The sequence below is a fragment of the Rheinheimera sp. ATLC3 genome, from assembly GCF_059429535.1.
This window is the reverse complement of record NZ_CM182103.1, coordinates 3,789,885-3,813,258: the sequence shown is the minus strand read 5'-3', so window position 1 is coordinate 3,813,258 and position 23,374 is coordinate 3,789,885. Positions and strand designations below refer to the sequence as shown.

The window sequence follows — 23,374 nt, the reverse complement described above, 5'->3', positions numbered from 1 at the left end:
CGGCCATGTGCAGCACTGCAGTTAGCATTATTCAGACGCTCTGTGCCAGCGCTTTGAGGTTTTCGCCGGTCACCCGGTTTATCCGCCAGTCATGCAGCATCGTAGCGCCCTGTGCCTGATAAAAGTCTATTGCAGGCTGATTCCAGTCAAGTACTGACCACTCCAGCCGGCCACAATCCCGCTCAACCGCCAGCTTTGCCAGATAACTGAGTAGCACTTTACCCAAGCCCTTGCCGCGGAAATCTGGTAAGACGAACAAATCCTCCAGATAAATACCGGGTTTTGCTAAAAAGGTAGAATAATTGTGGAAAAACAGCGCAAACCCGGCAGCCTGCTGGTTATATTCGGCAATAACAACTTCTGCATAGCGCTTGTCACCGAATAGCGTCTGCTCTAATTTCTCTTCCGTAGCCACCACCTGATCAGCCAGCTTCTCGTATTCAGCCAGACCCTGAATAAATTTCAGTATGGTTGGCACATCCTGTGGCGTCGCCAGACGGATATTGATATCTGTGGACATCTGTCACTCCCCAATAAATAAAACCGGCAGAGCACAGACCCTGCCGGTTTCCAAGTGTAACAAGTTGTAGCGCTGCCGTCAGCTGGCTGGCGTTATTGCCATTGCTTCGAGCGTACCAGCAGCAAAGCTGTCAACGCTGATAGCGCTGAAACGCAGCTCATTCATTCTGTTTAACTGCTGGGCTTCATCAGCACTGATAATACCTGCATCTTGTGCCTGTACTATGGTGTGCTCAAGTGGCTGCTTACGCGGTAACTGTCCACTGCGCTGCGCCTGATAAATTTTCTTCATCAAAGGCTGGGCTTCATACATCGCAACAAAGGCACCTTCCATCAGGCCGGTAGCGTCGTTCTCACCTTCGCCTATGTAACATAAGTGCGTTAGCCTGTCGCGAACAACACCCGGCTTCGACATGGCATCGCAAATCTGAATCGCAATGTCATCCGCAGGCATCTTATAGCCGATACCGAATGGGAATACCAAAGTACGCATCAAACCTGCTACAAACCGGTTCGGGAAGTTAGCAAAGAAACCGTCAAAGGCACGCCCTATTTCGAACAAAGCCCGCTGCAGACTGTAATGCACGAATGGTAAATCACACTGTTGACGACCGTTGTCTTCATAGAACTTAAGTACTGCTGATGCAATATAAAGCTGGCTTAATACATCACCTAACCGGGCTGATAACATTTCGCGGCGCTTCAACTCGCCGCCTAAAATCAGCATTGAAAAATCGGCACACAGTGCCAGGCCACGGCTCATACGGCTTAATTGTTTATAGTATTTAGCTGTTTCACCTGATACCGGCGCACTGTTAAAGGCTCCGGCCGTCAAGCCTTGCCATAAAGCGCCAAAGGTATTACCAACCGCAAAACCGACGTGCTTCATCAACAGCGTATCAAATTGCTTTAAACCTTCTTCTGCATCCGGGTTAGCAGCAGCTTCCAGCTCTGCTAACACATAAGGGTGACAACGCGTCGCCCCCTGACCGAAAATCATCAGATTGCGGGTCAGAATATTTGCGCCTTCTACCGTGATTGAGATCGGAATGCCCATGTAGCCATGCGCCAGATAGTTTTTGGGGCCTACCTGAATAGCACGGCCGGCATGAATATCAAACGCGTCATTCATCAACGTCCGGGACATTTCTGTCATATGATATTTGGCAATGGCAGTAACCACACTGGGGCTTAAATTCATATCAATAGCGCCCGCAGTCATTACCCGCATCGCTTCAAGACTATATGTCAGGCCACCGATACGGGCCAGAGACTCCTGAACACCTTCAAACTTGCCGATAGACATGCCAAACTGCTGACGCACGTAGCCATAAGCACCGGTCATGCGTGCAGCAAGGTGGCCGGTAGCCGTGGCCAATGCAGGCAAGCTGATACCACGGCCCGCTGATAAACACTCTACCAGCATACGCCAGCCGCGACCGGCATAATCCGGACCACCGATGATCCACTCCAGCGGAATAAATACATCCCTACCGTAGGTTGTACCGTTCATAAATGCCATATTCATCGGGAAGTGACGATCACCGATCTGCACGCCTTGATGGCTGGTTGGGATCAGAGCACAAGTAATACCTAACTCTTCTTTATCACCCAATAAATTCTCAGGGTCGTACAATTTAAACGCCAGGCCCAGTACCGTTGCTACCGGCGCCAAGGTGATATAACGTTTATCCCAGTTCAGGCGGATACCCACCACTTCTTTGCCTTCAAACTCGCCTTTACACACCACGCCGGTATCGGGGATGCCGCCTGCATCAGAGCCCGCCTCCGGGCCAGTCAGTGCAAAACAGGGCACATCAGTACCGTTGGCCAGGTTCGGTAGCCAGCGATCTTTTTGCTCTTGTGTACCATAGTGCATTAACAGCTCACCCGGACCAAGAGAGTTCGGCACCATCACCGTCACTGCCGCCGTTAAACTGCGTGTTGCAATACGTGAAACGATCGTAGAGTTAGCTATCGCTGAAAACTCACGGCCACCGTACGATTTGGGAATAATCATCGCAAAGAAGCCTTCACGCTTTAAAAACGCCCAGACTTCCTGCGGTAAATCACGCTGTTCCTGCACAATTTTATAGTCGTCCAGCATTTTCAGCAGGGTTTCAACCTGATTGTCTAAAAATGACTGCTCATCGTCATTCAGTTCTGCTTTTGGAAAACTGTGCAATTTTTGCCAGTCTGGTTTACCTTTAAACAGCTCACCGTCCCACCAAACATCGCCGGCCTCCATAGCCTCACGCTCTGTATCAGACAGCGGTGGCAGAATTTTCTTGAACACCGCAAAAATAGGTTTGGTGATCAGGTTACGGCGGATGTCCGTCACACCGAACACCACCGCCAGGGTAACAACCAATATTAACAGGACTAACATATTACCTTCCTTCACTCGCCAGCATGGGCGCGGTTTGACTTATTTGAGAAACAGTTGGTACAGGTGCAGCGATAGCTGCTGACAAGTACGGTATCAGGCGTAAAATTACACCTTCAATATCGACTTTTTCATTAAAATCGGCCTGGGCAATTTCAGCCAGAGCCTCATTCGACGCCATCGTAAATACGACAGTGCCAAGTGAAAAATGCAACCGCCAAAACAGTTCACCAGGCGGTAAATCCGGACAAGCCTGCTGTACCAGTAGTACCAGTTTATCCAGCACCCGCCCATAATGGTGATTAAAGAACCAGCGTAAGTGCCCCTGCACATCGGCATAGCCGCGGCCTAGCAGCTGCAAAAAAATACGGGTTCCGTTTTGGTTTACTTTATTCAGTTCAAGCAGCGGTTTGACAAATACCGTCAAGACCTGGTTCAGGTTATTAGGCTGCTGTGCCGCCAGTAAACGGGTGAACTCCTGATCCAGCCTTGGCATCAGTACTATCAAATACCGCTGCAAAACAGCCTGAATAAGCTCTTTTTTTGAACCAAAGTGATAGTTCACCGACGCCAGGTTCACTTCTGCCAGGCTGGTGATTTGCCGCAAAGAGGTGTCATTAAAGCCGGTCTCGGCAAATAAACTCTGCGCCGCATCAAGAATTTTATACTGAGTGCTGTGTTTATTTGGCATAACCTTACCACGATTTAAACAGGTGTTTGAAATGTACGTTTGAATTTGAAAAGTGTCAAGAGACAAATCAACAACTGGTCTTACCTGAAACCATGCTGTAAGCCAAATAAGGGACATTTTCTGCTGCTACAGAAAAAAGCTTGACAGAAACTCTCAGATGCTGGAATTTAACTGTCACTTCATCCGCTTTATCAACACAGGAGACGTAACGATGCAAAAATGCGCTGTCAATCATTACGGCTATTACGTCTCTCCTTACTACTTGTCCGAGTGGTTCAATAATTAGTTCTCCCTCTGCGTCAGGCAGAGATCTGTAGTTTTCAGCCTAATCTTGACCGTTGCCAACTTGCTATAACGCTAGTGGCATCTGCTATGCCTATGCTGCTTTGACTTTGCTTCGACGCATTTTACTGCTTTTTAATCAGACCGCCTTGTAAGGCGGCGTTTACTATCCAGAGGAATGTGTATGTTTATTAAAGCAAAAATGAAGCTATCCACCCTGAGTATTGCCATGTTACTTGCCATGTCTGGCGTCCACGCCCAGTCTGTTGAAGACAACGCTGAAGAAAAAGACATTGAGAAAATTCAGGTCACAGGATCACGCTTAAAAGGCGTGGACCTTGAAGGTGCCAACCCGGTGCAGATCTTTGACCGGGATGATTTAACCTCCCGCGGTTACAATACACTGAGTGATTTCCTGCGTGATTTACCACAAGCCTCCAGTGCCGGCACCTTTACAGAAAATGGTGGCGTTGGTGGCAACGATGGCAGCCCGGCGGGGTCTGCGGGAGTCAGCTTACGCGGTTTGGGCAGCAGCTCAACACTGGTGCTGGTGAATGGCCGCCGGGTAGCTGTCGATTCATTTACTAACGGATTCGATTCTTTTGTTAACGTAAATGCTATCCCCATGTCAGCATTGGAGCGGGTAGAAATTCTTACCGACGGTGCATCATCGGTTTATGGCTCTGATGCCATTGCAGGTGTGGTGAATTTTATCTTACGCCAAGATGTCGAAGGTCATGAAGTATCGGCATCTTATGGTGATGATACTAAAGACAGTGACTTTGGCCGCTATAACCTGACTTATGTCGGCGGTTTTAACACCGCCAACAGCAACACCACTCTGGTAGTGGACTATTTCGACCGTAAAGCGTTGTTCAATAGTGACAGACCCATTGATGTTACTTTCAAATCAAACACCCGGGTCACTGTTGACGGCGTTGACTATGCCGAAGACTGGTGTGGCGACGATACCCGTAACGGCGGCACGCGCTGTAACTTTGATTATGTTATACAACGCGCTATTCAGCCCGATACCTCGGCTTTTGGCACTACGCTGAACCACGTGTACCGCCTCAATGAGGGCAAAGAGTTCTTTGCTGAAGCGATGTATCAGCATAACACCGGTTCTGCCTACGATTCAGCAGCATCATTTGATATTGATATCGCGGGCGATTCAGCCTTTGTGCCTGAACGTTTCGCACAGGCAAATGCGCAGGATGGCAGCATTGACAGTATTCGTGTGCGTTCACGTTTCCCCGAGCGCCGCATTCAGGATTACGACACCACCTCTTACCGTGTTTTAGCGGGGTTAAGAGGCGAACTTGCTGACTGGTCGTGGGAAACCGCTGCGATTTACGGCAAAACTGACAATGAAATTACCCATGTTTCCGGCTATATCGGCAAAGATAAGTTAGACGCTGCTATAGCAGATGGCAGTTACAACCCGTTTAATTTAGGCCGTGATAACAACGATGCGGTATTGGCATCGGTTCGTGAACTTGCACCGCGTAAAGGCGAGTCAGAAGTGATGTCGCTGGATTTCAACATTGCAGGCAATCTGGCTGTCGAATTGCCGGCTGGTGCTGTCAGTGCGGTATTCGGCGGCGAGTTCCGTAGCGAAGAAATCTCCGATAATCCTGCAGCCGTGGCGCAAAGCGACGGCATTTACGGCCTTGGTGCTTCAGACGCTAAAGCAGACCGCAATCAGTATGCTGTATATGGTGAATTCAATGTGCCGATCACTGACAGCCTGGATGCGATAGCTGCAGTGCGTTACGATCATTACAGTGACTTTGGTGGCGACGTTAATCCAAAACTGTCTCTGCGTTATCGCGCAACGGATGATCTTATCCTGCGGGCATCATGGAGCACTGGCTTCAGAGCTCCTTCCCTGTCTCAGCTTGGCGCAGGCACGTCGTTGACCGCAAATTACATCGATTGCGGTGCTGATCAGCCATTTAACGGCTTATGCGGTGACTTCGGTGCGCAATTTGGTGAGCTTGAATTTGATCAGGAAACACTTGGCAATACCGGCCTGGACGCTGAAAATTCCGAAGCAGTTAACGTGGGGGCTTCCTGGAACCTGACCAACAATCTGCAACTGACTGTCGATTACTGGCGCTACGAGCACACCGACATTGTTGATGTTGATGCGAACACCACTCTTCGCGCCTGTGTCAGCGGCAGTGCCCCGGTTGTTGGTAGTGAAGCCGAACTGGCAGGCGCTTTTGGTTGCGTGATTGACAGCGGTAATGATCTGGTATTTTTACGCACCGGCTTTTTCAACGTAGGCAGTCAGGAAACTGATGGTGTCGACGTTAAAGTCAATTACCGGCTGGATGCCGGCCGTGCCGGTAGCTTTGATCTGTTCGCTAACGCAACCAAGACATTCTCTTACGAGCGTCAGATCACTGCCGACAGCCCGAAACAGGATTTACTTGGTAAGTTAAGCGGCGCAGCAGAAATAGCACGCCCTGAGTTAGTTGCTGACTTTGGTGCTGACTGGGCCATGGCCAATTGGTCTGCCAGTGTATCAGCACATTACATAAGCTCTCTGGGCGATGGCGACTTTAAATTTGATAATGAAACCGTCGACTCCTGGCTGATATTCAGCGGCAGCCTGGGCTATGACATAAATGATAACCAATCATTATTGTTGTCGGTGCGTAATCTAACAGACAAACAGCCGCCATATGCATCATCACCGACAAACGGTTACGCCAGTTCAGTACACGACTGGATTGGCCGCTTGTGGACAGTGCGGTACACTATCCGCTTCTGATATCAGATGAATGGAACAAGGCCAGAATTTTCTGGCCTTTTTTGTTCTGTGTCACTGGTATTGTCACTCAACAAGCTTAAACTAACTAGAACGAACGAATTCGGAGTACTGTGGTTGTCTGTACTAAAAATTAAACCTGCTGATTTAAAACTGGGTTATGCGGTAAAACTGCCTGGAGCCTGGATGAAACATCCGTTCCTGTCCGGCAATATGATTATTGAGAACATGCAACAACTGCAAATTATCCGCTCGCTTGATATAGAGTACGTGCTGTTTTACCCGGATAAAAGCAAGAAAATAGAGATGCCGCCTGAACTTAACGATGAAGATGCGGCAAGCTTCAATATGGCTGCCAGTGAAGCACAAATAAAAATGCAGCAAGATAAAATGCAGCGTATTGAACAGGCGAAAGCGCACCGGCGGGATATTCAGCGCACTGAAAAAGCATTTGCACAGTCGTTACTGCAAGTCAGAAGCATAATGAGTAAGCTTAGCAGCAGGCCATTGAATGCTATTGACGATGCCAGCAGCCTGATAGGCGCAATGACCGATGTGCTGCTAAATGCCGACTCGCTGGTACTGCACCTGATTTCTGCTGCGAACAAAGAGCAAGAAGGCCTTTATTATCATTCGCTTAACGTCGCAACCTTATCGATGATGCTGGCTAAGAACCTTAATTTAAGCGCAGAGCAAATTAAAACTGTCGGGATAGGTGCACTGTTTCATGATATTGGTAAAATTAAGATCCCAAGCCAAATTTTGCGAAAACCCACGCCGCTGACAACACCAGAACAAAATCTTCTGAAAATGCACACCAAGTACGGTGTAGATCTGGTGGGGCTAACAGATAACTTTCCACTTGAAGCCTGGCCAATTGTAGAACAACACCACGAGTATATTGATGGCAGCGGCTACCCTAAGGGGCTAAAAGAGAGCAGCATCGACGCATTGGCGAAAATTGTTGCCGTGGTAAACGAGTTTGACAATCTGTGCCATCCGCTTGATATCAGTAAATCACGCTCACCACACCATGCACTGTCTTACATGTACCGGACAATGAAAGGCAAACTGGCTGATCGCGAAATGAAAGTGATGATCAAAATGATGGGGGTATATCCGCCCGGTACTATAGTACAGCTATCTGATCAGCGTATTGGTATCGTCATGTCTGTGAACAGTAAGAATTTGTTGTGCCCAAACGTACTGGTATATGACGCTGATGTTCCGAGGCTGGAAGCCCCCATTCTGACGCTGGAACCAGACAAACTTAACATCAGCAAAGTAATAAAAATTCAGTCGCTGCCACAACAGGTTGCTGAATACCTGAACCCACGGGCGCAGGTCAGCTACCATATTCAGGGTAACAGCTGAGACAGGACAAGAAAAAAGCCGGTACAGCGTACCGGCTTTTTTTGTTATTTCAGATGTTCATCAAAGAAGCGGGTAATGCTTTTATGTAAATGTGTTTGCACCGGCTGGCCAAACATAGAATGTTTGCTCCCCGGATAATTTATCATATCAAACAGCAGGCCTTTATCCTGTAACTGCTTGTAAAGCTTAGTACTATGGGTAAAAAGTACATTGTCATCCGCCATCCCATGATAAATAAGCAGTTTACCTTTTAAACCATCAGCATAAGGGAACACTGCACTGGCTTCATATCCTGCGGCATTTTCATCCGGATGACCAAGATAACGTTCTGTATAATGCGTGTCGTACAATGCCCAGTCGGTAACCGGGGCACCCGATACACCGGCAGCAAAATAATCAGATGCTTTAAACATCGCCATGATCGCCATATAACCACCATAGCTGTGGCCATAAATGGCAATTTTACCGGCATCAACATATGGCAGACTGCGCAGATACTCGACGCCTCTAATCTGGTCGGCAATCTCAGCCACGCCTAATTTTTTATAGATAGGATCTTCAAATGCCTTGCCGCGGTTATATGAACCACGGTTATCCAATTGGAACACCAGATAACCCTGCTGCACCAGATAATGCAGATACAGGTCGCGTGCGCTCCAACTGTTGGTTACCCGTTGGGCATGCGGCCCTCCGTATACACTGACAATCACCGGGTATTTCTTACCGGGTTCAAGTGCGGCGGGTTCAAACATCCGATAATGCATGGTCTGGCCATCTTCTGCGTTTATCGTGCCAAAACGCGGTGCTTTTAACTGGGCATGGTAAGGGGTCAGCGGGTGAGTTTCGTTCAGCTCGTTTTGCTCAAGCCAGGTCAGAATGGTGCCGTCCAGAGCGCGCAGTGCCACTTTGTTAGGCGTGGTCACATTCGAAAAGCTGTCAATAAAGCTACTGCCATCCTTCGCCATTACCAGGGCATGGTCATAGTTTGGAGTTGTCAGGCGTTTGATATCACCGCCGCCAAGGCCAACCTGGTACAGATGACGTTCCAGCGGTGTATCTTTGCGCGCAGTAAAATATACCATGCCCTGCTTTTCGTTAACGGCATCCAGTTCATCTACCACCCAGTTACCCTGAGTTAACTGGCGCTGTAATTTACCGTCGAAATCGTAGTAGTACAGATGTTTATAACCATCACGCTCAGATGCCCAGATGAAACCCTTATCATCTTTCAAAAAATGTAAGTCATCATGCAAGTTCAACCAGGTGTTGCTTGTTTCAGTCAGCAGTACTTTTTGCTGGTTATTGCTCAGATCGACTAAGCGCAGTTCTAGCTTATGCTGATCGCGGCTTTGCCACTGATAGCTTAAATAACGGGCATTTTTCGTCCACTCTACACGCGGCAGATAAATATCGTCATTCTCTCCATGTGGCAACCAGTTAACCTTGCCGTCGGCAACGCTAACCACACCCAGCTGTATTTTTGCGTTCGCAGTGCCGGTGTAAGGGTAACGTTGATTAAATAACTTAATTTCATCGGCATAAATTTCATTGCGCACGACTTCTGCCACGCCGCTTTCGTCGGTACGGGTAAAGGCAATCTTGCTGTCGTCCGGCGCCCACCAGTAACCGGTCATGCGGCCCATTTCTTCCTGCGCAACAAATTCGGCCATGCCATTTTTAATTACGCCACCACCGTCAAACGTAAGCTGGGTTTCTTTACCGGTCGCGATTTCCAGCACAAACAGGTTCTGTTCACGAATAAAGGCAACATAGCGGCCGTTGGGCGAAATAGTTGCATCAGTTTCAAACGCTTCAGTATGAGTGAGTTTTTTCGCTGACTGAGTTTTTAGCTGGTAATAATATAAGTCGCCATTTAACGGAAACAGCAGCGCATCACTGTTTTTGGCCCAGCTGTAGCTGATAATGCCTGAGGCAAATAACCGCATACGCTCGCGGCGGGCTTTTTCTTCATCTGATAGCACTTCAGCGCCACTGACTAAACTGTCGGCATTCACCAATAAACGATGCTTAGCCGCTTTGATATTGAATTCCCATAAATCCAGCCTGTTGGCGTCTTCAGCCTTGCCTTTTAGGTAAGTGACACGGCTACCATCCGGCGCCATTGCTAACGCCCTTGGTGTTGCCCCGCTCAGCGCCGGATCAGCGAACAAACGTTCTAATTCAAGTTGTTTTGCCTGCGCCATAGCCCCTCCGCCGAAACATAAACATATTGCCAGTAACTGCGCTGGCATCTTAATCCGCATAGCTTAATCCTGTTATCGCTGAATAAATGGCACTGTTTTTATAACGCCTGAGCAGAAACTGCAAGTAAAAGCAGATTGCGTTATGCTTAGCTGCGTTAAACAGAGGAATACGTTATGACAGTACATCAGCTTAGCCATCCGTTGGTAAAGCATAAAATTGGGTTATTGCGCGCAGCTGACATCAGCACCAGGCAGTTTCGTCAGCTTGCAGCTGAGCTTGGCAGTTTATTGACTTACGAGGCAACACAAGACCTGGCGACTGAAACCGTGACCATAGATACATGGAGTGGGCCTGTTGCGGTTGAGCAAATTCAGGGCAAGAAAGTAACAATAGTTCCTATTCTTCGGGCCGGCCTGGGTATGCTTGATGGTGTGTTAGAGTTGCTGCCAAGCGCAAGAATAAGTGTTGTTGGCATGTACCGCGATGAAGAAAGTTTACAACCGGTACCGTATTTTCAAAAACTCGCCTCCGATTTAGACCAGCGTCTGGCGATAGTGGTTGATCCCATGCTGGCAACCGGCGGCTCTATGATTGCAACAATAGATTTGCTGAAGAAACACGGTGCGAGCCGTATTAAAGCCCTGGTATTGGTTGCTGCACCTGAGGGCATAGCGGCCTTGCAGCAGGCTCATCCTGATGTAGAACTCTATACCGCGGCAACCGACCGCTGTTTAAATGAGCACGGCTATATTTTACCGGGTCTGGGAGATGCTGGCGACAAGCTGTTTGGCACGAAATAGCATGCTTCAGGCTTGCCCTGCATCGTTTGTCATGGCACCTTTAGTTGAAAAATAACTAAAGGATATGATGTTGCAGTTAGTCCCCTGGTCTTATCAAACCACGCAGGGCTTCACCCTGCGCGGGTACCGCACTGAAGCAAGCGGCAAAGCCGTTTTACATATGCTGCACGGTAATGGTTTTTGCAGCAGGATGTACCAGCCAATGCTGCAGCGGCTTGCTGCTGACTTTGACTTATTTCTCTCCGACGCCCAGGGCCACGGCGACAGTGACCATGGCGGTGCTTTTGTCGGCTGGAACAAAAGCGCAGAACTGGCCGCTCAAGCATGGGCTGCACATCAGCACCTATACCATGCTATGCCGGTATACGGCGTCGGTCACAGCTTTGGCGGTGTACTAACGGCGCTTATTCATACCAGCCTGGCCAGCCCTTTTGACGGTATAGTATTGCTCGACCCGGTATTATTTACGCCAGCCATGCTAACGGCGATCAGCGCCCTTAGCGGCATCCGGCTGTATCATAAAAACCCAATGGCCAGGGCAGCACTGCGCCGCCGCCAGCATTGGCCTGACAAACAAAGTGCCGTCAACTATCTGACAAACCGAGGCATGTTCGCTAACTGGCATCCGGATGCCTTAGCGGCCTATATCGACCATGCGTTAAAACCCAGTGAGCATGGACTAAGCCTTAAATGTTTACCACAGCGCGAAGCCGATATTTTCGCCTCGTACCCGCACAAACTCTGGCACCAGCTTGCACGCCATTGCGCACCGGTAAAGGTATTTTATGGTGACAAAAGCTATCCTTTTATTGCTAAATCGCTGGGCAAATGGCAAAGGTGTAACAAGGCCGTCAGTGTTACAGAAGTTAAAGGCGGACACTGCTTTATGCAAGAGCAACCAGAGCAAGCTGCTGTTTATGTTAAAACTGCGATAAGCGAACTGAATTCACCGCTGAAATAGCTGTTAAAGCCAGTTAAGAATTCCGCTATAATAGCGAAAATTTTTAACCTGGAACTCCGGATGAAAAAGCGCCTACTTGTTGTTGCAATGCTGTTGTCTGCCTGTAGTCAGTTGCCTGATGAGCGCAAAGCAGAAGTTGAAACCCTGGCTGTTCCGGCAGAAGTAATTAAACCTTCAGAACCGGAAGAAGTTGTTGTTGAAAACGACGCCGTTGCAGAATCATTAGCAACAGATTTCGAGCATATCTTCGTCGATACTGATATGACGTTCAGCGGTACCTTACCGTGCGCCGATTGCCCCGGCATTTCGTATCATATAAACCTGTTTCGTGATGGCCGCTTTGCGGTACGACAGGAGTATCTGGAACGCAACCAGATAAGTATCATCAGGGGCATTTGGCTATTGGAAAAGCGTAGCCTGCATTTAGTGAATCAGCAGCAAACCCTGCCAGCGTTTCACTTTTTGTCGAACACCCAACTGGCCATGCTTGATCTGAGCGGTAAACCTATTACATCTAATACGAATTACCAGCTGCAACGTGAGGCAGAGTTTAGAAAACTGGACACACGGCAGGCCATGCTGGGGTTGTATACATTAAACGATAGTCAGGCTAGCTTTACCAGCTGCGCCAGCGGCGAAACCCTGACGGTCGCTAATACCCAGCACCATTTGCCGGTAATGCGCCAATACCAGCAGGACGAACGGCTAAAAGGCAATAATGTTATCGTTACGCTGCTCGGGCGCAGAGGTCAGGATGATCAGGCCAATACGCTGTTTATCGACAAGTTTGAACAGTTCTGGCCAGGCGCTGCCTGCCCGGATCAATTACAACCTGGCAAAATGCAGGGTATCGTCTGGCGCGCGGAGAAGCTGGCCAACAGGTATGTGCCACAGCAACTCAATGTCCGGGTAATATTCGAACCCAATGAACGTTTATATGGCTTTGCGGGTTGTAATAACTTCAATGGCAGCTATAAGCAGCGCTCCAGCCAGTTAAGTGTGCAACCACTGGTAAGCACCCGTAAATTTTGTGCCGATAGCAGTGAGTTGGAACAGCAGTTTACCCAGTCTCTGCAATCCGCTGACCGCGCCGAAGTAAACGGAGATACCTTGCAGCTGTTCAAAAACAATCAACTTATCCTGCAGTTCAAACCAGCAATAAACTGATTGCCTGTATTACCAATAAAAAACGCCTGCTTAAAGCAGGCGTTTTTTATTACTCGTTGCCGGAAAACCAAGGCATAAAAAAAGCCACCCTGAGGTGGCTGTTTCTTTAGCGCGTAAATTACGCTGCTAACGCTTGTTTCGCTTTAGCAACTAAAGCAGTAAATGCTGCTTTGTCGAATACGGCGATGTCAGCCAGGATCTTACGGTCGATTTCCACTGAGGCTTTTTTCAGGCCATCAATGAAACGGCTGTAAGATAAACCGTTCATACGTGACGCAGCGTTGATACGCGCAATCCACAGTTGACGGAATTGACGCTTACGCTGACGACGGTCACGGTAAGCATATTGGCCGGCTTTAATTACAGCCTGGAAAGCAACACGATAAACACGACTGCGGGCACCGTAGTAACCTTTAGCCTGGTTTAACACCTTCTTATGACGCGCGCGCGCCGTTACACCACGTTTAACTCTTGGCATGTCAGACTCCTAATTAATTATGCGTAAGGCATGCAACGGACTAAGCCGGCGATGTCTACTTTAGCGACTAAGGTTTTTGGACCTAACTGACGCTTACGCTTAGAGGTCTTCTTCGTCAGGATGTGGCGAAGGTGTGATTGCTTACGTTTAAAGCTACCAGAAGCGGTTTTTTTGAAACGCTTCGCAGCACCTTTATTGGTTTTCATCTTTGGCATAGTTAAAAACTCGCATTGTTAAATTACAACGAATAATAAGGCGTCAACCCTGCCCTTTACAGCGCAGGGTTACACTTGAAAGCACTTATTACTTCTTATTTGGGGCCAGCATCATGATCATCTGGCGACCTTCCACCCGTGAAGGGAAAGATTCGCACACGGCAATGTCAGCTAAATCTTCTTTAATCCGATTTAACATATCAATACCGATGTCAAGATGCGCCATTTCACGACCACGATAACGTAGCGTTACTTTAGCTTTGTCACCCTCTTCAATGAAGCGACGCAGGTTGCGTAGTTTTACCTGGTAATCGCCTTCATCAGTTCCAGGCCGGAATTTAATTTCCTTAATCTGGATCTGTTTTTGCTTCTTCTTTTGCTCTTTAAGAGCTTTACTCTTTTCGAACAGGAACTTACCGTAGTCCATCAACTTACAAACTGGCGGTTCGGCTGTCGGGCTAATCTCTACTAAATCGGCTCCGGTTTCTTCTGCCATGGTAATGGCGTCAGCGATACGTACTACACCCAGCTGCTCACCTTCCAAACCAATTAACCGTACTTCTGGTACTGTTATTTCTTCATTGATCCTGTTAGGACGGTTTGCAGGTAATGTTTTCTTTCCTACTTTAATAGTATGTTCCTCCGAAAATTAATCTTTCGCTTAAATGGCTCAGACGCGGTCTTTTATTTCTGCAGTCAGCTGTTCTACAAAAGCTTCTACAGACATTTTACCCAAGTCTTCACCCTTGCGCGTTCTCAGTGCAATATCACCGGCTTCCATTTCTTTATCACCAACGACAACAAGGTAAGGAATGCGCTTAAGCGTGTGCTCGCGAATTTTAAAGCCTATCTTCTCATTTCTCAAGTCACTTATGACCCTAATACCGTGAGATTTGAAAGTTTTTACTAAATTCTGTACATATTCGGCCTGATTATCGGTAATATTCATCACCACGACCTGATGCGGTGCCAACCAGGTTGGGAATTGACCGGCATATTCTTCAATCAGAATACCAATAAAACGCTCCAGTGAACCTAAAATAGCACGGTGAATCATCACCGGGATCTGCCGCTCGCCACTTTCTGCAATATAAGATGCGCCTAAACGTGCTGGCATCGAGAAATCCAGCTGCACGGTACCGCACTGCCAGGCACGGTCTAAACAGTCATGCAAGGTGAACTCAATTTTCGGGCCATAGAACGCGCCTTCACCATGCAGGTATTCAAACTCAATACCTTTATCCTGTAACACATCCGCCAGTGCTTTCTCAGCCTTGTCCCAGATTTCATCTGACCCAACACGCTTTTCCGGCCGGGTTGACAGCTTGACCACGATTTTATCAAAACCGAAAGTTTTATAGGTTTCATAGACCATATCGATACAACCACTGACTTCAGCAGTGATTTGATCTTCAGTACAGAAAATATGCGCATCGTCCTGGGTAAAGCCACGAACCCGCATCAAACCATGCAGCGCACCTGAAGGCTCATTACGGTGACAGCAACCAAACTCAGCCATACGCAATGGCAAATCACGGTATGACTTTAACCCCTGATTAAAAATCTGCACATGACCCGGGCAGTTCATCGGCTTGATGGCGTACTCACGCTTTTCGGATTCAGTGGTAAACATGCCGCCGGCAAACTTATCCCAGTGGCCTGATTTCTCCCACAGACTGCGGTCCATCATTAGTGGACCTTTTACTTCGTCATAATCGAAGTTGCGCAGTTTTTCACGCACGAACTTTTCAAGTTCGGTATAAATAGTCCAGCCGTCATTGTGCCAAAACACCATGCCAGGCGCTTCTTCCTGCCAGTGGAATAAATCCAGTGCTTTACCGATTTTACGGTGGTCACGTTTTTCGGCTTCCTCCAGCTGCAGTAAGTAAGCAGCCAGTTGCTTTTTATCTGCCCACGCTGTGCCATATACACGCTGCAGCATTTTATTTTTTGAGTCGCCGCGCCAGTAAGCACCAGCCACTTTCATAATTTTGAAGTGCTGGCAAAAACGCATGTTTGGTACATGCGGGCCACGGCACATATCAATATATTCTTCGTGATGGTATAAGCCAGGCTGGTCGTCTTTGGCGACATTTTGCTCCAGAATTTCCATCTTGTAGCTTTCGCCACGCGCTTTAAAGGTATCAAACGCTTGCTGCCAGCTGACTTTCTTTTTAATAACGTCGTATTCGGTCTTCGCCAGCGCGTGCATACGCTCTTCAAGTGCAGCTAAATCTTCGGCACTGATTGGGTGATCCAAATCGACATCATAATAAAAACCTTTATCGATAACCGGACCGATAGCCATCTTCACATTTGGCCACAGCTGTTTAATGGCGTGACCTAATAAGTGCGCACAAGAATGGCGGATAATCTCCAGCCCTTCCTGATCTTTGCTGGTAATAATGCTTAAGCTGGCATCAGTTTCAATAGGATCGCAGGCATCGACTAACTGGCCATTCACCTTACCGGCGATGGTGGCTTTAGCTAGACCGGGGCCAATGTCTTTGGCAACATCCATAACGGAAACAGCATGATCAAAAGCGCGCTGGCTGCCATCAGGCAGAGTAATAACTGGCATGATAAATCCTTATACAGTGGTGGCCCATACCAAGGGTCACATGTTTAATTAAAAAGAGTTAGCGCTCACTGTAACGGCATCAGTTAATGACTTACACGAAAAGTCATAAGATACGGTTATCAGTAAGGCGAATAAATCGGCGGCTATAGTAACAGGTGTCCGTAGCGGCTAAAAGCCATAATTACCGAAAGAGCGGCCTAATTGCCAGCAAACAAACTCAGTTTTTGCTGCACTGTATACTGCTGCTGGTTATAAAAACTAAAGTACTTTTTATTCAGGTCATCTGCCAACATTTTCATCGAGTAACTTTGTTCTATTCTTTTCACTATCTCTACAGCCTTTGCTGCCCCACCAATACCTGATGAAATCGCCTGTTTTATATCTTCAGCCACATTTAAACCTGCTACAAATTCAACCGGTTGAACTCCAAACAATACATCTACGCCGGAGATCAGCGCCGTTAGAAAATATTTACTTTGCTCAATGTCACTTAAATGCCAATCAACAGCCAGTCTCTGTGCTGTGTAAGCCCGGGTTAAAACCAGACTGGCAGCCGCAGAGTTACAGTTTTTAAGCACAGAAAACATTAATACCCATTTTCTAACCAAGTCCAATCCCAAACACACAATAAGCTGTTTTATTGAGCTAACTTCACGGGTCTTTCTATACAGGGGGCTATTGGCAATACGTAATAAACCGGTAACCAAGTTGGGTTCATCGGCAAATTGCGCTGTAAGTGTGGCAATATCGGGTTCTGGCTGGAACAAGTTGTCAATTAAATCTGCCAGCCTCAATGTCGCAACGGGGACTTTCTTGCCGGTTACCAGTTCAGGCCGGGCCAGAAAATACCCCTGAAACATCGTAAAACCAAGTGATTTGCATTGCTCAAGTTGTTCCGGGGTTTCAATACGCTCGGCCAGCCATCGGACGGAAAATCTATTTAAACGCTGCATTTGTTCGAGAATCATCGCTGTAGAGCTATGTAAGATATCAACTTTTATGATGTCAGCTAATTCGATAAGAGGATCCCAATCTGCTGTAAACTCAAAATCATCCAGTGCAAAACTAAATCCGCGTTGTTTTAATCCTGCAACACAAGCCACAAATTCAGGCGTTGGTGTAATACGTTCGACCAGCTCAATTACAACTTTGTCAGGTTCCAGTGGCAAAAAGCTGCCCGACATCAAAAAGTCAGCGTCAACATTGATAAAAACCGGCGCATTGTATTGCGCTATCTGCGCTGAAATACCGCTGCACAAATTATAAACAAGTTCAGAGGTAGCTTTACTATCGCCAATTTCTAACGCACTTACTCCCGTATCACTGCGGTACAGTAATTCGACAGCAACGCGTTGGTTAGCAGAGTCGAAAATAGGTTGAGCAGCAAACAAACTCTGTAGCTGCTGAGCGGTTATAGATGCATCATCAAAAGAAAACGCCATTTGTATCTCCAGCATCAAAAAATCGAACAGCGACAGACAAATGCTTCACCCTTCAGCCATAGGCCTGACAATTTTTTATGCGTAAGTATAGGCATAACAATACGGTTGTCTAAACCACATCACTCGACAGTCTTTAAAAAATGAAATGAAGTCACCTTTGTTCAGGCCCTGCAATAGAGTAAGCAAACACATTATTAAATACGCTAAAGTTATATGATTGCGATCAGTGAAATTTCTGCTTTATCGACCATACTTCAAAGCACGGCGCAGATAAGGAGAGCACGCATGTGGCAGGCTATTGCTGAACATATTAACAGTGAACTGGACAGTGATTTTGAGATTGAAAGCAAAGCTCAGTTGACCGGTGGCAGCATTAACCTGTCTTGGCGGGTAAGCGGTAAAGGCCAGCAGTTTTTTGTCAAACTAAACCAACGTGAGCAGGCAGAACAGTTTGAAACCGAAGTGTTAAGCCTGCATGCCTTACAACAAGCCCATTGCATCCGAGTTCCGAAGGTAATTTGCGCCGGCCAGACTATAGATAAGGCCTTTCTGGTTCTGGAGTACATGCCATTTAGTGGTGAAACGGTGCAAGGCTGGCAGCATCTGGCCCAGCAACTGGCATTGCTGCATAAACAGCATGATCAGGCCATGTACGGTTTTGATTGGGACAATAGCCTGGGCACCACGCCACAACCGAATAAATGGCAGGCAAACTGGAGCAGTTTTTTTTCTGAACAACGACTTGGCTGGCAGTTACAATTGTTGTTAGAGCAGGGATTTGGGTTTGGCAAAATTGATTATCTGGTAGAGCAATGCCGGCAACGTCTGCAGAACTACCAGCCGCCTCCAAGCTTGCTGCATGGTGATTTGTGGCGGGGTAATATTGGTTTTGTCAGCGATAGCCCCGCCGTGTTCGATCCCGCCTGTTACTACGGTGACCGGGAAGCAGATCTGGCCTATACCACGTTATTCGGGCGCTTCCCTGAACACTTTTACAAAGCCTATCAGGAACTTTACCCGCTGGATAAAGCGTACACCGAACGTAAAGATCTTTATAATCTTTATCATGTGCTAAACCATGCGTATTTATTTCGTGGGGCTTATCTGGTACAAGCACAAGAGATGATTAAACAACTGTTTAGCTGACCCGCACAGTGATCAAAAAAATACTACAACCGTATATGCTGTGCACCGGGTAGAGATACAACACTTTCCCGCTTAACTTCACGGAAACTTAATAATGCTTACCTCTGAACAGCCAGTTGCACTGATTACTGGCAGCGCTAAACGGCTTGGCCGTCAAATGATACAAACTCTTCACAGCCAGGGTTACAGAGTTATTATTCACTGCAAGCAGTCACGCGCTGACGCAGACGAACTTGCACAGTCATTAAACCTGCAACGGCAGCACAGTGCCGCTGTCGTGCAAGCAGATTTATTAAACGAAGCCTACTGGCCCGAACTTGTGCAACAGGTGCTCGCTTGCTTTAACAGGTTGGACGCGCTGGTGAACAATGCTTCCAGTTTTTATGCAACGCCGGTTGCGAAAGCCTCGCTGGATGACTGGCAGGACTTATTTGGCTCCAATGTCAAAGCACCATACTTTCTAAGCCGCGCTCTGGTGCCTGAACTTAGTAAGCGTCAGGGTGCCATAGTAAATATGGTTGATATACATGCACAGCAACCGCTGGCGCAGCATAGTATTTACTGTATGGCAAAGGCGGCGCTTCTAATGATGACAAAATCTCTTGCCCGGGAATTAGCGCCTACAATTAGAGTCAATGCTATTGCACCTGGCGCCATTTTATGGCCGCCCGAACAATCTGTCGTACTTAAAGAGCAGGAGAAAGCTGCCATACTGGCACAAATTCCGATGCAGCAATTAGGCACGCCAGAAGACATAGCCCAAACGCTGTTATTTTTACTGCAATCGCCCTACATTACCGGACAAGTTATAGCAGTAGACGGCGGGCGCAGTTTAGGTGGTCAAACCAAAGCCTGAATAAAGGCTTACATAACCTGACGGAGACATAATGAACTTACTGAGTAAAACCATCGAATGTCCGTTTTGTGGTCATGCTATGCACCTGAGTGTTGAAGTGACCGATGATGATCAGGATTACACCGAAGATTGTACGAATTGCTGTAACCCTATTCATATCAGAGTGCATAAAGACGAGCTGCACCACAGTGTACAGCTGTTTATAGATGCCGATGATGAGCAGTATTACTGATCTGCCTGGCGTGCAAACCGTTCGGCCATAATCCGCTCGACGGTTTGCACTATGGTTTGGGTTTGCTGATCGAGCTCAATATTCAGAGTGTCGCCAGCCCTTTTTTGCCCTAAGGTAGTGATTGCCAGCGTTTCGGGGATAAGGTACAGCATAAAACCATCAGACAGGGTTTCACCCACTGTTAAGCTGCAACCTTCCACAGTAATAAAACCTTTGCTAAGCACATAACGCATATGCTCCGGAGCCAGTGCCAACTGCATAGAGCAATCATTGCCTTGTCTGTGTACAGCCACAATATTCGCCGTAGTCTGGATATGGCCAGATACAATATGGCCTCCAAGTTCACTACCAAATGTTAGCGAGCGTTCAAAATTAACGTCATCTCCAACGATAAGCTTGCCTAAGTTGGTTTTAGCTAATGTCTCGGTAATCACATCAAAATTAACCCAACCTGCTTCGCTATCAAAATCAGTAACCGTTAAACACACACCGTTAATGGCAATACTGGCGCCACGATTTAAATCGCGCAAAAATTCAGCACCGGGTTTTATGGTCAAACGCCGCAGCGCCACTTCGTCACGAATTTGTGTTATCACAGCTTTGGTCTGAACTATTCCGGTAAACATAAGCCCCCAATTGTGCTACATTGCGCGCCATTGCACGCTGCTGATACAACAGACCCGCTATGTTACCTTTTTCCCGCTTCGAAGCCAGAACCATACTGAAACTTTCTGGCCCCATAGTGCTGGCACAACTTACCCAGACGCTGATGTACTTTGTCGACACTGTGATGGCCGGCCGCTACAGTGCTGTTGATATGGCGGCCATTGCTGTTGCATCCGGCCTGTGGTTTCCGGTGGTGATGACCATGCAGGGTTTGCTGCTGGCCCTGACGCCTATAGTGGCCCAGTACTATGGCGGTAAACAGGTAAAGCCTGTAACCCACTTTACCGTGCAGGCAATGTATCTGGCGATGGCGCTGGCCGCGGCATTGTTTATTCTGATGTTATACGTGCAGGCTCCAATTGATCTGTTGCAGATGGAAAGTGAGCTCAGGCAAAAAACCCTGGACTACCTGTATTATGTCAGCTTCGGCCTGTTCCCCGCGGCTGGCTATATGGTTATCCGTAGTATGTTTGAAGGCATTGGCAACACCAAAGCCAGTATGTGGATAAGCTTTGTTGGTATATTGGTTAATATCCCGGCTAACTATGTGTTTATTTACGGCAAACTGGGCATGCCTGCCCTTGGCGGTGCGGGCTGTGGCATAGCAACCAGCCTGGTGTTTGTTGCCATGTTTATTGCCATCCTGGTATACGGCTGGTTTAGCCGCACCACACAGCGCTACAAAACTCACCCCGACAGTTACCGGCTAAACCTGAAAGACTGCTGGCAAATTGTCAGCATCGGCACCCCTATCGCCTTTTCAATCTTCTTTGAAGTGACCTTATTTGCCTGCATTCCGCTAGCCATAGTGCATCTTGGCCCTATCATGGTAGCCGGGCACCAGATCGCGCAAAACTACAGTGGTATAGTGTTTATGCTGCCGCTTAGCCTCGGTATGGCGACAACAATCCGCGTTGGCCATTTAGTGGGCCAGCAAAGCCTTACTGAACTGAAAAAAGCCATATCGACAGCAATAGTGCTTGCAGTGATGATGTCATTTATCATTGCCAGCCTGACTTTTTTACTGCGTGGCACCATAGCATCACTGTATTCTGCCGATGCCAGCGTTATTGCGCTTGCAGCGTCCCTGCTCATTCTGGCCTGTTTTTATCAGGTATCCGATGCCATTCAGGTGGTTTCTGCTTGTGCACTGCGGGGTATGAAAGTGACTAAACCGGTATTTTTTATCACCTTTATTGCTTACTGGCCAATCGGCTTTGGCCTTGGCGCCGTATTGGGTTTAACAGACTGGCTGGTAGAACCCATGGGCCCCCATGGTTTCTGGATTGGTATTATTGCCGGCTTAAGCGTAGCTGCATTGATGCTGGCTATGATCTTAAAACGTACTTTACATAAACTGGAACATAAGGCGGCGTAAACATATGAAGCTCTGGCTGCTACCGCTGCTGCTGAGTTTAACAGCTTGCAGCGGTTATAACGGCGATAAAGCATTGACCAATTATCAGCAGCGATTAGCCAGGGTGCTGGATACCACTGCGCCAGACAGCAGCTTGCCAGCCGCAGCAAAATTAGCCGAACAACGCGATTTAAAACAACCCCTGCCCGATTTGCGGCTGGACATTACCGATGCCTATGCCACCCGCCGCTGCAGCCTGGATACCTTAATAGGTGAACGCAACTCCAGCCTTGGTAAGGTGTATAGTGCCAGTAAGCAGCTCAGTTATGAGCTGCGCTTTCTTAGTCAGTTGCAGCTATGCCTGAGCAAGAGCTGGGATAACACCGCCCTGCTGACGCAGCTGCAGCAGGTGTATCAGCAAAAGCAGGACAGCATTGGCGTTGCCTTTAACAACATGCTACTAACCGACGACACCCTGCGCAAAGAGCTTTTGGGTGTAAGTAAAACTTTACCGATTAACTCCCCAACCGGCATTAGTGAAACCTGGCAGGCATTAACTGAACTTACCCTGTTACAGCAATTTATCTCAGAACAAAACTGGCAGGCGGCCAGTAACGTTGATATCGAGCAACAACTACAAGTGCTGTACCGCTACAATACTCTGGGCCGTTTGCAGTACAGCCTGCGTCAGAGCACTCATCAGCTGTCGCAGGTGAATCAGATGCTGACAGATATCAGTCCTGAACAGGTGTGCCAGCCAAGGCCGGATAAACAACAACTGGAGATACTGGCGAATATTTTCAACAAGTTTTTTATTGCTGAAGTACAGCAATACACCGTTAACCTGCAAAGTTACCAACAGCAGCTGTGGCCACTGTTAGAAGCGCTGTATGCCGATACCCCCTTGCGTGATGCCCTTACGCAGCGTTTTGACACCACCTTACAGCAAATGCGTGCCGAACTGGCTGAACATGTACGCTGGTGGCAAACTCTTAATAGCCAGTGCCCGCTGCAGCTCGCCCCTAAAAGTTAACACCCTGCTACGTTTTTACGGCTAAAAATACAGCAAACTCGCGTTTTAGCAGTAAAAACACTTGCCAAGGTGGCATCTGCACAATAACATAGCCGCCGTTGTCGCTACTGCGCTACAACCAAAGTGTGCGTCCTTAGCTCAGCTGGTTAGAGCACCACCTTGACATGGTGGGGGTCGGTGGTTCGAGTCCACTAGGACGCACCA

The 23,374-nt window shown here is 47.8% G+C and carries 20 protein-coding genes and 1 tRNA gene; 11 read left to right on the top strand and 10 right to left on the bottom strand.

Going from position 1 to position 23,374, the window contains the following annotated elements; translation table 11 throughout:
• Positions 1-31: 31 nt before the first annotated feature.
• The 3 genes from AC5SV9_RS17780 to psrA all read right to left on the bottom strand — a co-directional run bounded on the left by AC5SV9_RS17780 (position 32) and on the right by psrA (position 3,596).
• Positions 32-520, bottom strand: coding sequence for a GNAT family N-acetyltransferase (locus AC5SV9_RS17780; RefSeq protein ID WP_475149072.1), 489 nt, complete (start codon positions 518-520; stop codon positions 32-34).
• A gap of 78 nt (positions 521-598) precedes the next feature.
• Positions 599-2,908: an acyl-CoA dehydrogenase gene (locus AC5SV9_RS17775; RefSeq protein ID WP_475149071.1), complete on the bottom strand. Its 2,310-nt coding sequence runs from the start codon at positions 2,906-2,908 to the stop codon at positions 599-601.
• Between the two features lies 1 nt (position 2,909).
• Complete coding sequence (psrA, locus tag AC5SV9_RS17770; RefSeq protein ID WP_134055646.1) at positions 2,910-3,596, bottom strand: TetR family transcriptional repressor PsrA; 687 nt, start codon at positions 3,594-3,596, stop codon at positions 2,910-2,912.
• A gap of 466 nt (positions 3,597-4,062) precedes the next feature.
• On the opposite strand from psrA, the gene AC5SV9_RS17765 reads away from it, so the two are divergent.
• A complete protein-coding gene (locus tag AC5SV9_RS17765; RefSeq protein ID WP_475149066.1) occupies positions 4,063-6,660 on the top strand; it encodes a TonB-dependent receptor in 2,598 nt (865 codons plus the stop codon).
• A gap of 60 nt (positions 6,661-6,720) precedes the next feature.
• Positions 6,721-8,031, top strand: a complete 1,311-nt coding sequence (locus AC5SV9_RS17760; RefSeq protein ID WP_475149457.1) for an HD-GYP domain-containing protein — start codon at positions 6,721-6,723, stop codon at positions 8,029-8,031.
• A gap of 44 nt (positions 8,032-8,075) precedes the next feature.
• Here the strand turns inward: AC5SV9_RS17760 and AC5SV9_RS17755 are convergent, their stop codons facing one another.
• On the bottom strand, positions 8,076-10,295 hold the full coding sequence (locus AC5SV9_RS17755) for a S9 family peptidase (protein ID WP_475149063.1): 2,220 nt from the start codon (positions 10,293-10,295) through the stop codon (positions 8,076-8,078).
• A gap of 114 nt (positions 10,296-10,409) precedes the next feature.
• Between AC5SV9_RS17755 and upp the strand changes: the two genes are divergently transcribed.
• The 3 genes from upp to AC5SV9_RS17740 all read left to right on the top strand — a co-directional run bounded on the left by upp (position 10,410) and on the right by AC5SV9_RS17740 (position 13,164).
• Positions 10,410-11,036 (top strand): uracil phosphoribosyltransferase, encoded by a 627-nt coding sequence (gene upp / locus AC5SV9_RS17750; protein ID WP_475149061.1) that lies wholly within the window; start codon positions 10,410-10,412, stop codon positions 11,034-11,036.
• A gap of 64 nt (positions 11,037-11,100) precedes the next feature.
• Positions 11,101-11,997, top strand: coding sequence for an alpha/beta fold hydrolase (locus AC5SV9_RS17745; protein WP_475149059.1), 897 nt, complete (start codon positions 11,101-11,103; stop codon positions 11,995-11,997).
• A gap of 60 nt (positions 11,998-12,057) precedes the next feature.
• On the top strand, positions 12,058-13,164 hold the full coding sequence (locus AC5SV9_RS17740) for an META domain-containing protein (RefSeq protein WP_475149055.1): 1,107 nt from the start codon (positions 12,058-12,060) through the stop codon (positions 13,162-13,164).
• Positions 13,165-13,282: 118 nt separating this feature from the next.
• Here the strand turns inward: AC5SV9_RS17740 and rplT are convergent, their stop codons facing one another.
• The 5 genes from rplT to AC5SV9_RS17715 all read right to left on the bottom strand — a co-directional run bounded on the left by rplT (position 13,283) and on the right by AC5SV9_RS17715 (position 17,880).
• The gene (gene rplT, locus AC5SV9_RS17735) at positions 13,283-13,642 is read right to left on the bottom strand and encodes a 50S ribosomal protein L20 (RefSeq protein WP_008219135.1); all 360 of its coding nucleotides are present in this window, start codon (positions 13,640-13,642) and stop codon (positions 13,283-13,285) included.
• 17 nt (positions 13,643-13,659) lie between these two features.
• The gene (gene rpmI / locus AC5SV9_RS17730; protein WP_027672243.1) at positions 13,660-13,857 is read right to left on the bottom strand and encodes a 50S ribosomal protein L35; all 198 of its coding nucleotides are present in this window, start codon (positions 13,855-13,857) and stop codon (positions 13,660-13,662) included.
• Positions 13,858-13,945: 88 nt separating this feature from the next.
• Positions 13,946-14,488 (bottom strand): translation initiation factor IF-3, encoded by a 543-nt coding sequence (gene infC / locus AC5SV9_RS17725; protein ID WP_134055658.1) that lies wholly within the window; start codon positions 14,486-14,488, stop codon positions 13,946-13,948.
• 39 nt (positions 14,489-14,527) lie between these two features.
• Positions 14,528-16,438, bottom strand: coding sequence for a threonine--tRNA ligase (thrS, locus tag AC5SV9_RS17720; RefSeq protein WP_475149051.1), 1,911 nt, complete (start codon positions 16,436-16,438; stop codon positions 14,528-14,530).
• Positions 16,439-16,635: 197 nt separating this feature from the next.
• Positions 16,636-17,880 (bottom strand): EAL and HDOD domain-containing protein, encoded by a 1,245-nt coding sequence (locus AC5SV9_RS17715; RefSeq protein ID WP_475149049.1) that lies wholly within the window; start codon positions 17,878-17,880, stop codon positions 16,636-16,638.
• 285 nt (positions 17,881-18,165) lie between these two features.
• Between AC5SV9_RS17715 and AC5SV9_RS17710 the strand changes: the two genes are divergently transcribed.
• From AC5SV9_RS17710 to AC5SV9_RS17700, 3 genes are all read left to right on the top strand, one after another.
• Positions 18,166-19,026, top strand: a complete 861-nt coding sequence (locus AC5SV9_RS17710) for a fructosamine kinase family protein (protein WP_475149047.1) — start codon at positions 18,166-18,168, stop codon at positions 19,024-19,026.
• A 94-nt stretch (positions 19,027-19,120) separates the two neighbouring features.
• Positions 19,121-19,882: a pteridine reductase gene (locus AC5SV9_RS17705; protein WP_475149045.1), complete on the top strand. Its 762-nt coding sequence runs from the start codon at positions 19,121-19,123 to the stop codon at positions 19,880-19,882.
• Between the two features lie 31 nt (positions 19,883-19,913).
• Complete coding sequence (locus AC5SV9_RS17700; protein WP_134055668.1) at positions 19,914-20,114, top strand: CPXCG motif-containing cysteine-rich protein; 201 nt, start codon at positions 19,914-19,916, stop codon at positions 20,112-20,114.
• On the opposite strand, the gene AC5SV9_RS17695 is transcribed toward AC5SV9_RS17700, so the two are convergent.
• A complete protein-coding gene (locus tag AC5SV9_RS17695; RefSeq protein ID WP_475149040.1) occupies positions 20,108-20,740 on the bottom strand; it encodes a riboflavin synthase subunit alpha in 633 nt (210 codons plus the stop codon). The genes AC5SV9_RS17700 and AC5SV9_RS17695 overlap by 7 nt on opposite strands.
• A 59-nt stretch (positions 20,741-20,799) precedes the next feature.
• Here AC5SV9_RS17695 and AC5SV9_RS17690 point away from each other — a divergent pair, with 59 nt between their 5' ends.
• From AC5SV9_RS17690 to AC5SV9_RS17680, 3 genes are all read left to right on the top strand, one after another.
• Positions 20,800-22,158, top strand: a complete 1,359-nt coding sequence (locus AC5SV9_RS17690) for an MATE family efflux transporter (RefSeq protein ID WP_273021041.1) — start codon at positions 20,800-20,802, stop codon at positions 22,156-22,158.
• Positions 22,159-22,162: 4 nt separating this feature from the next.
• Positions 22,163-23,170 carry a DUF3080 family protein gene (locus tag AC5SV9_RS17685; RefSeq protein ID WP_475149038.1) on the top strand — a complete coding sequence of 336 codons (1,008 nt, stop codon included), beginning with the start codon at positions 22,163-22,165 and terminating at the stop codon, positions 23,168-23,170.
• A gap of 127 nt (positions 23,171-23,297) precedes the next feature.
• A tRNA-Val gene (locus tag AC5SV9_RS17680) sits at positions 23,298-23,374 on the top strand.

Coding starts and splice junctions, on each gene's coding strand:
- thrS (WP_475149051.1), bottom strand. CDS start 16,438: ATGCCAGTTATTACTCTGCCTGATGGCAGCCAGCGCGCTTTTGATCAT.
- psrA (WP_134055646.1), bottom strand. CDS start 3,596: ATGCCAAATAAACACAGCACTCAGTATAAAATTCTTGATGCGGCGCAG.
- rplT (WP_008219135.1), bottom strand. CDS start 13,642: ATGCCAAGAGTTAAACGTGGTGTAACGGCGCGCGCGCGTCATAAGAAG.
- AC5SV9_RS17710 (WP_475149047.1), top strand. CDS start 18,166: ATGTGGCAGGCTATTGCTGAACATATTAACAGTGAACTGGACAGTGAT.
- AC5SV9_RS17745 (WP_475149059.1), top strand. CDS start 11,101: ATGATGTTGCAGTTAGTCCCCTGGTCTTATCAAACCACGCAGGGCTTC.
- AC5SV9_RS17755 (WP_475149063.1), bottom strand. CDS start 10,295: ATGCGGATTAAGATGCCAGCGCAGTTACTGGCAATATGTTTATGTTTC.
- AC5SV9_RS17690 (WP_273021041.1), top strand. CDS start 20,800: ATGTTACCTTTTTCCCGCTTCGAAGCCAGAACCATACTGAAACTTTCT.
- AC5SV9_RS17700 (WP_134055668.1), top strand. CDS start 19,914: ATGAACTTACTGAGTAAAACCATCGAATGTCCGTTTTGTGGTCATGCT.
- AC5SV9_RS17715 (WP_475149049.1), bottom strand. CDS start 17,880: ATGGCGTTTTCTTTTGATGATGCATCTATAACCGCTCAGCAGCTACAG.
- AC5SV9_RS17780 (WP_475149072.1), bottom strand. CDS start 520: ATGTCCACAGATATCAATATCCGTCTGGCGACGCCACAGGATGTGCCA.
- AC5SV9_RS17705 (WP_475149045.1), top strand. CDS start 19,121: ATGCTTACCTCTGAACAGCCAGTTGCACTGATTACTGGCAGCGCTAAA.
- rpmI (WP_027672243.1), bottom strand. CDS start 13,857: ATGCCAAAGATGAAAACCAATAAAGGTGCTGCGAAGCGTTTCAAAAAA.
- AC5SV9_RS17685 (WP_475149038.1), top strand. CDS start 22,163: ATGAAGCTCTGGCTGCTACCGCTGCTGCTGAGTTTAACAGCTTGCAGC.
- upp (WP_475149061.1), top strand. CDS start 10,410: ATGACAGTACATCAGCTTAGCCATCCGTTGGTAAAGCATAAAATTGGG.
- AC5SV9_RS17765 (WP_475149066.1), top strand. CDS start 4,063: ATGTTTATTAAAGCAAAAATGAAGCTATCCACCCTGAGTATTGCCATG.
- AC5SV9_RS17775 (WP_475149071.1), bottom strand. CDS start 2,908: ATGTTAGTCCTGTTAATATTGGTTGTTACCCTGGCGGTGGTGTTCGGT.
- AC5SV9_RS17740 (WP_475149055.1), top strand. CDS start 12,058: ATGAAAAAGCGCCTACTTGTTGTTGCAATGCTGTTGTCTGCCTGTAGT.
- AC5SV9_RS17695 (WP_475149040.1), bottom strand. CDS start 20,740: ATGTTTACCGGAATAGTTCAGACCAAAGCTGTGATAACACAAATTCGT.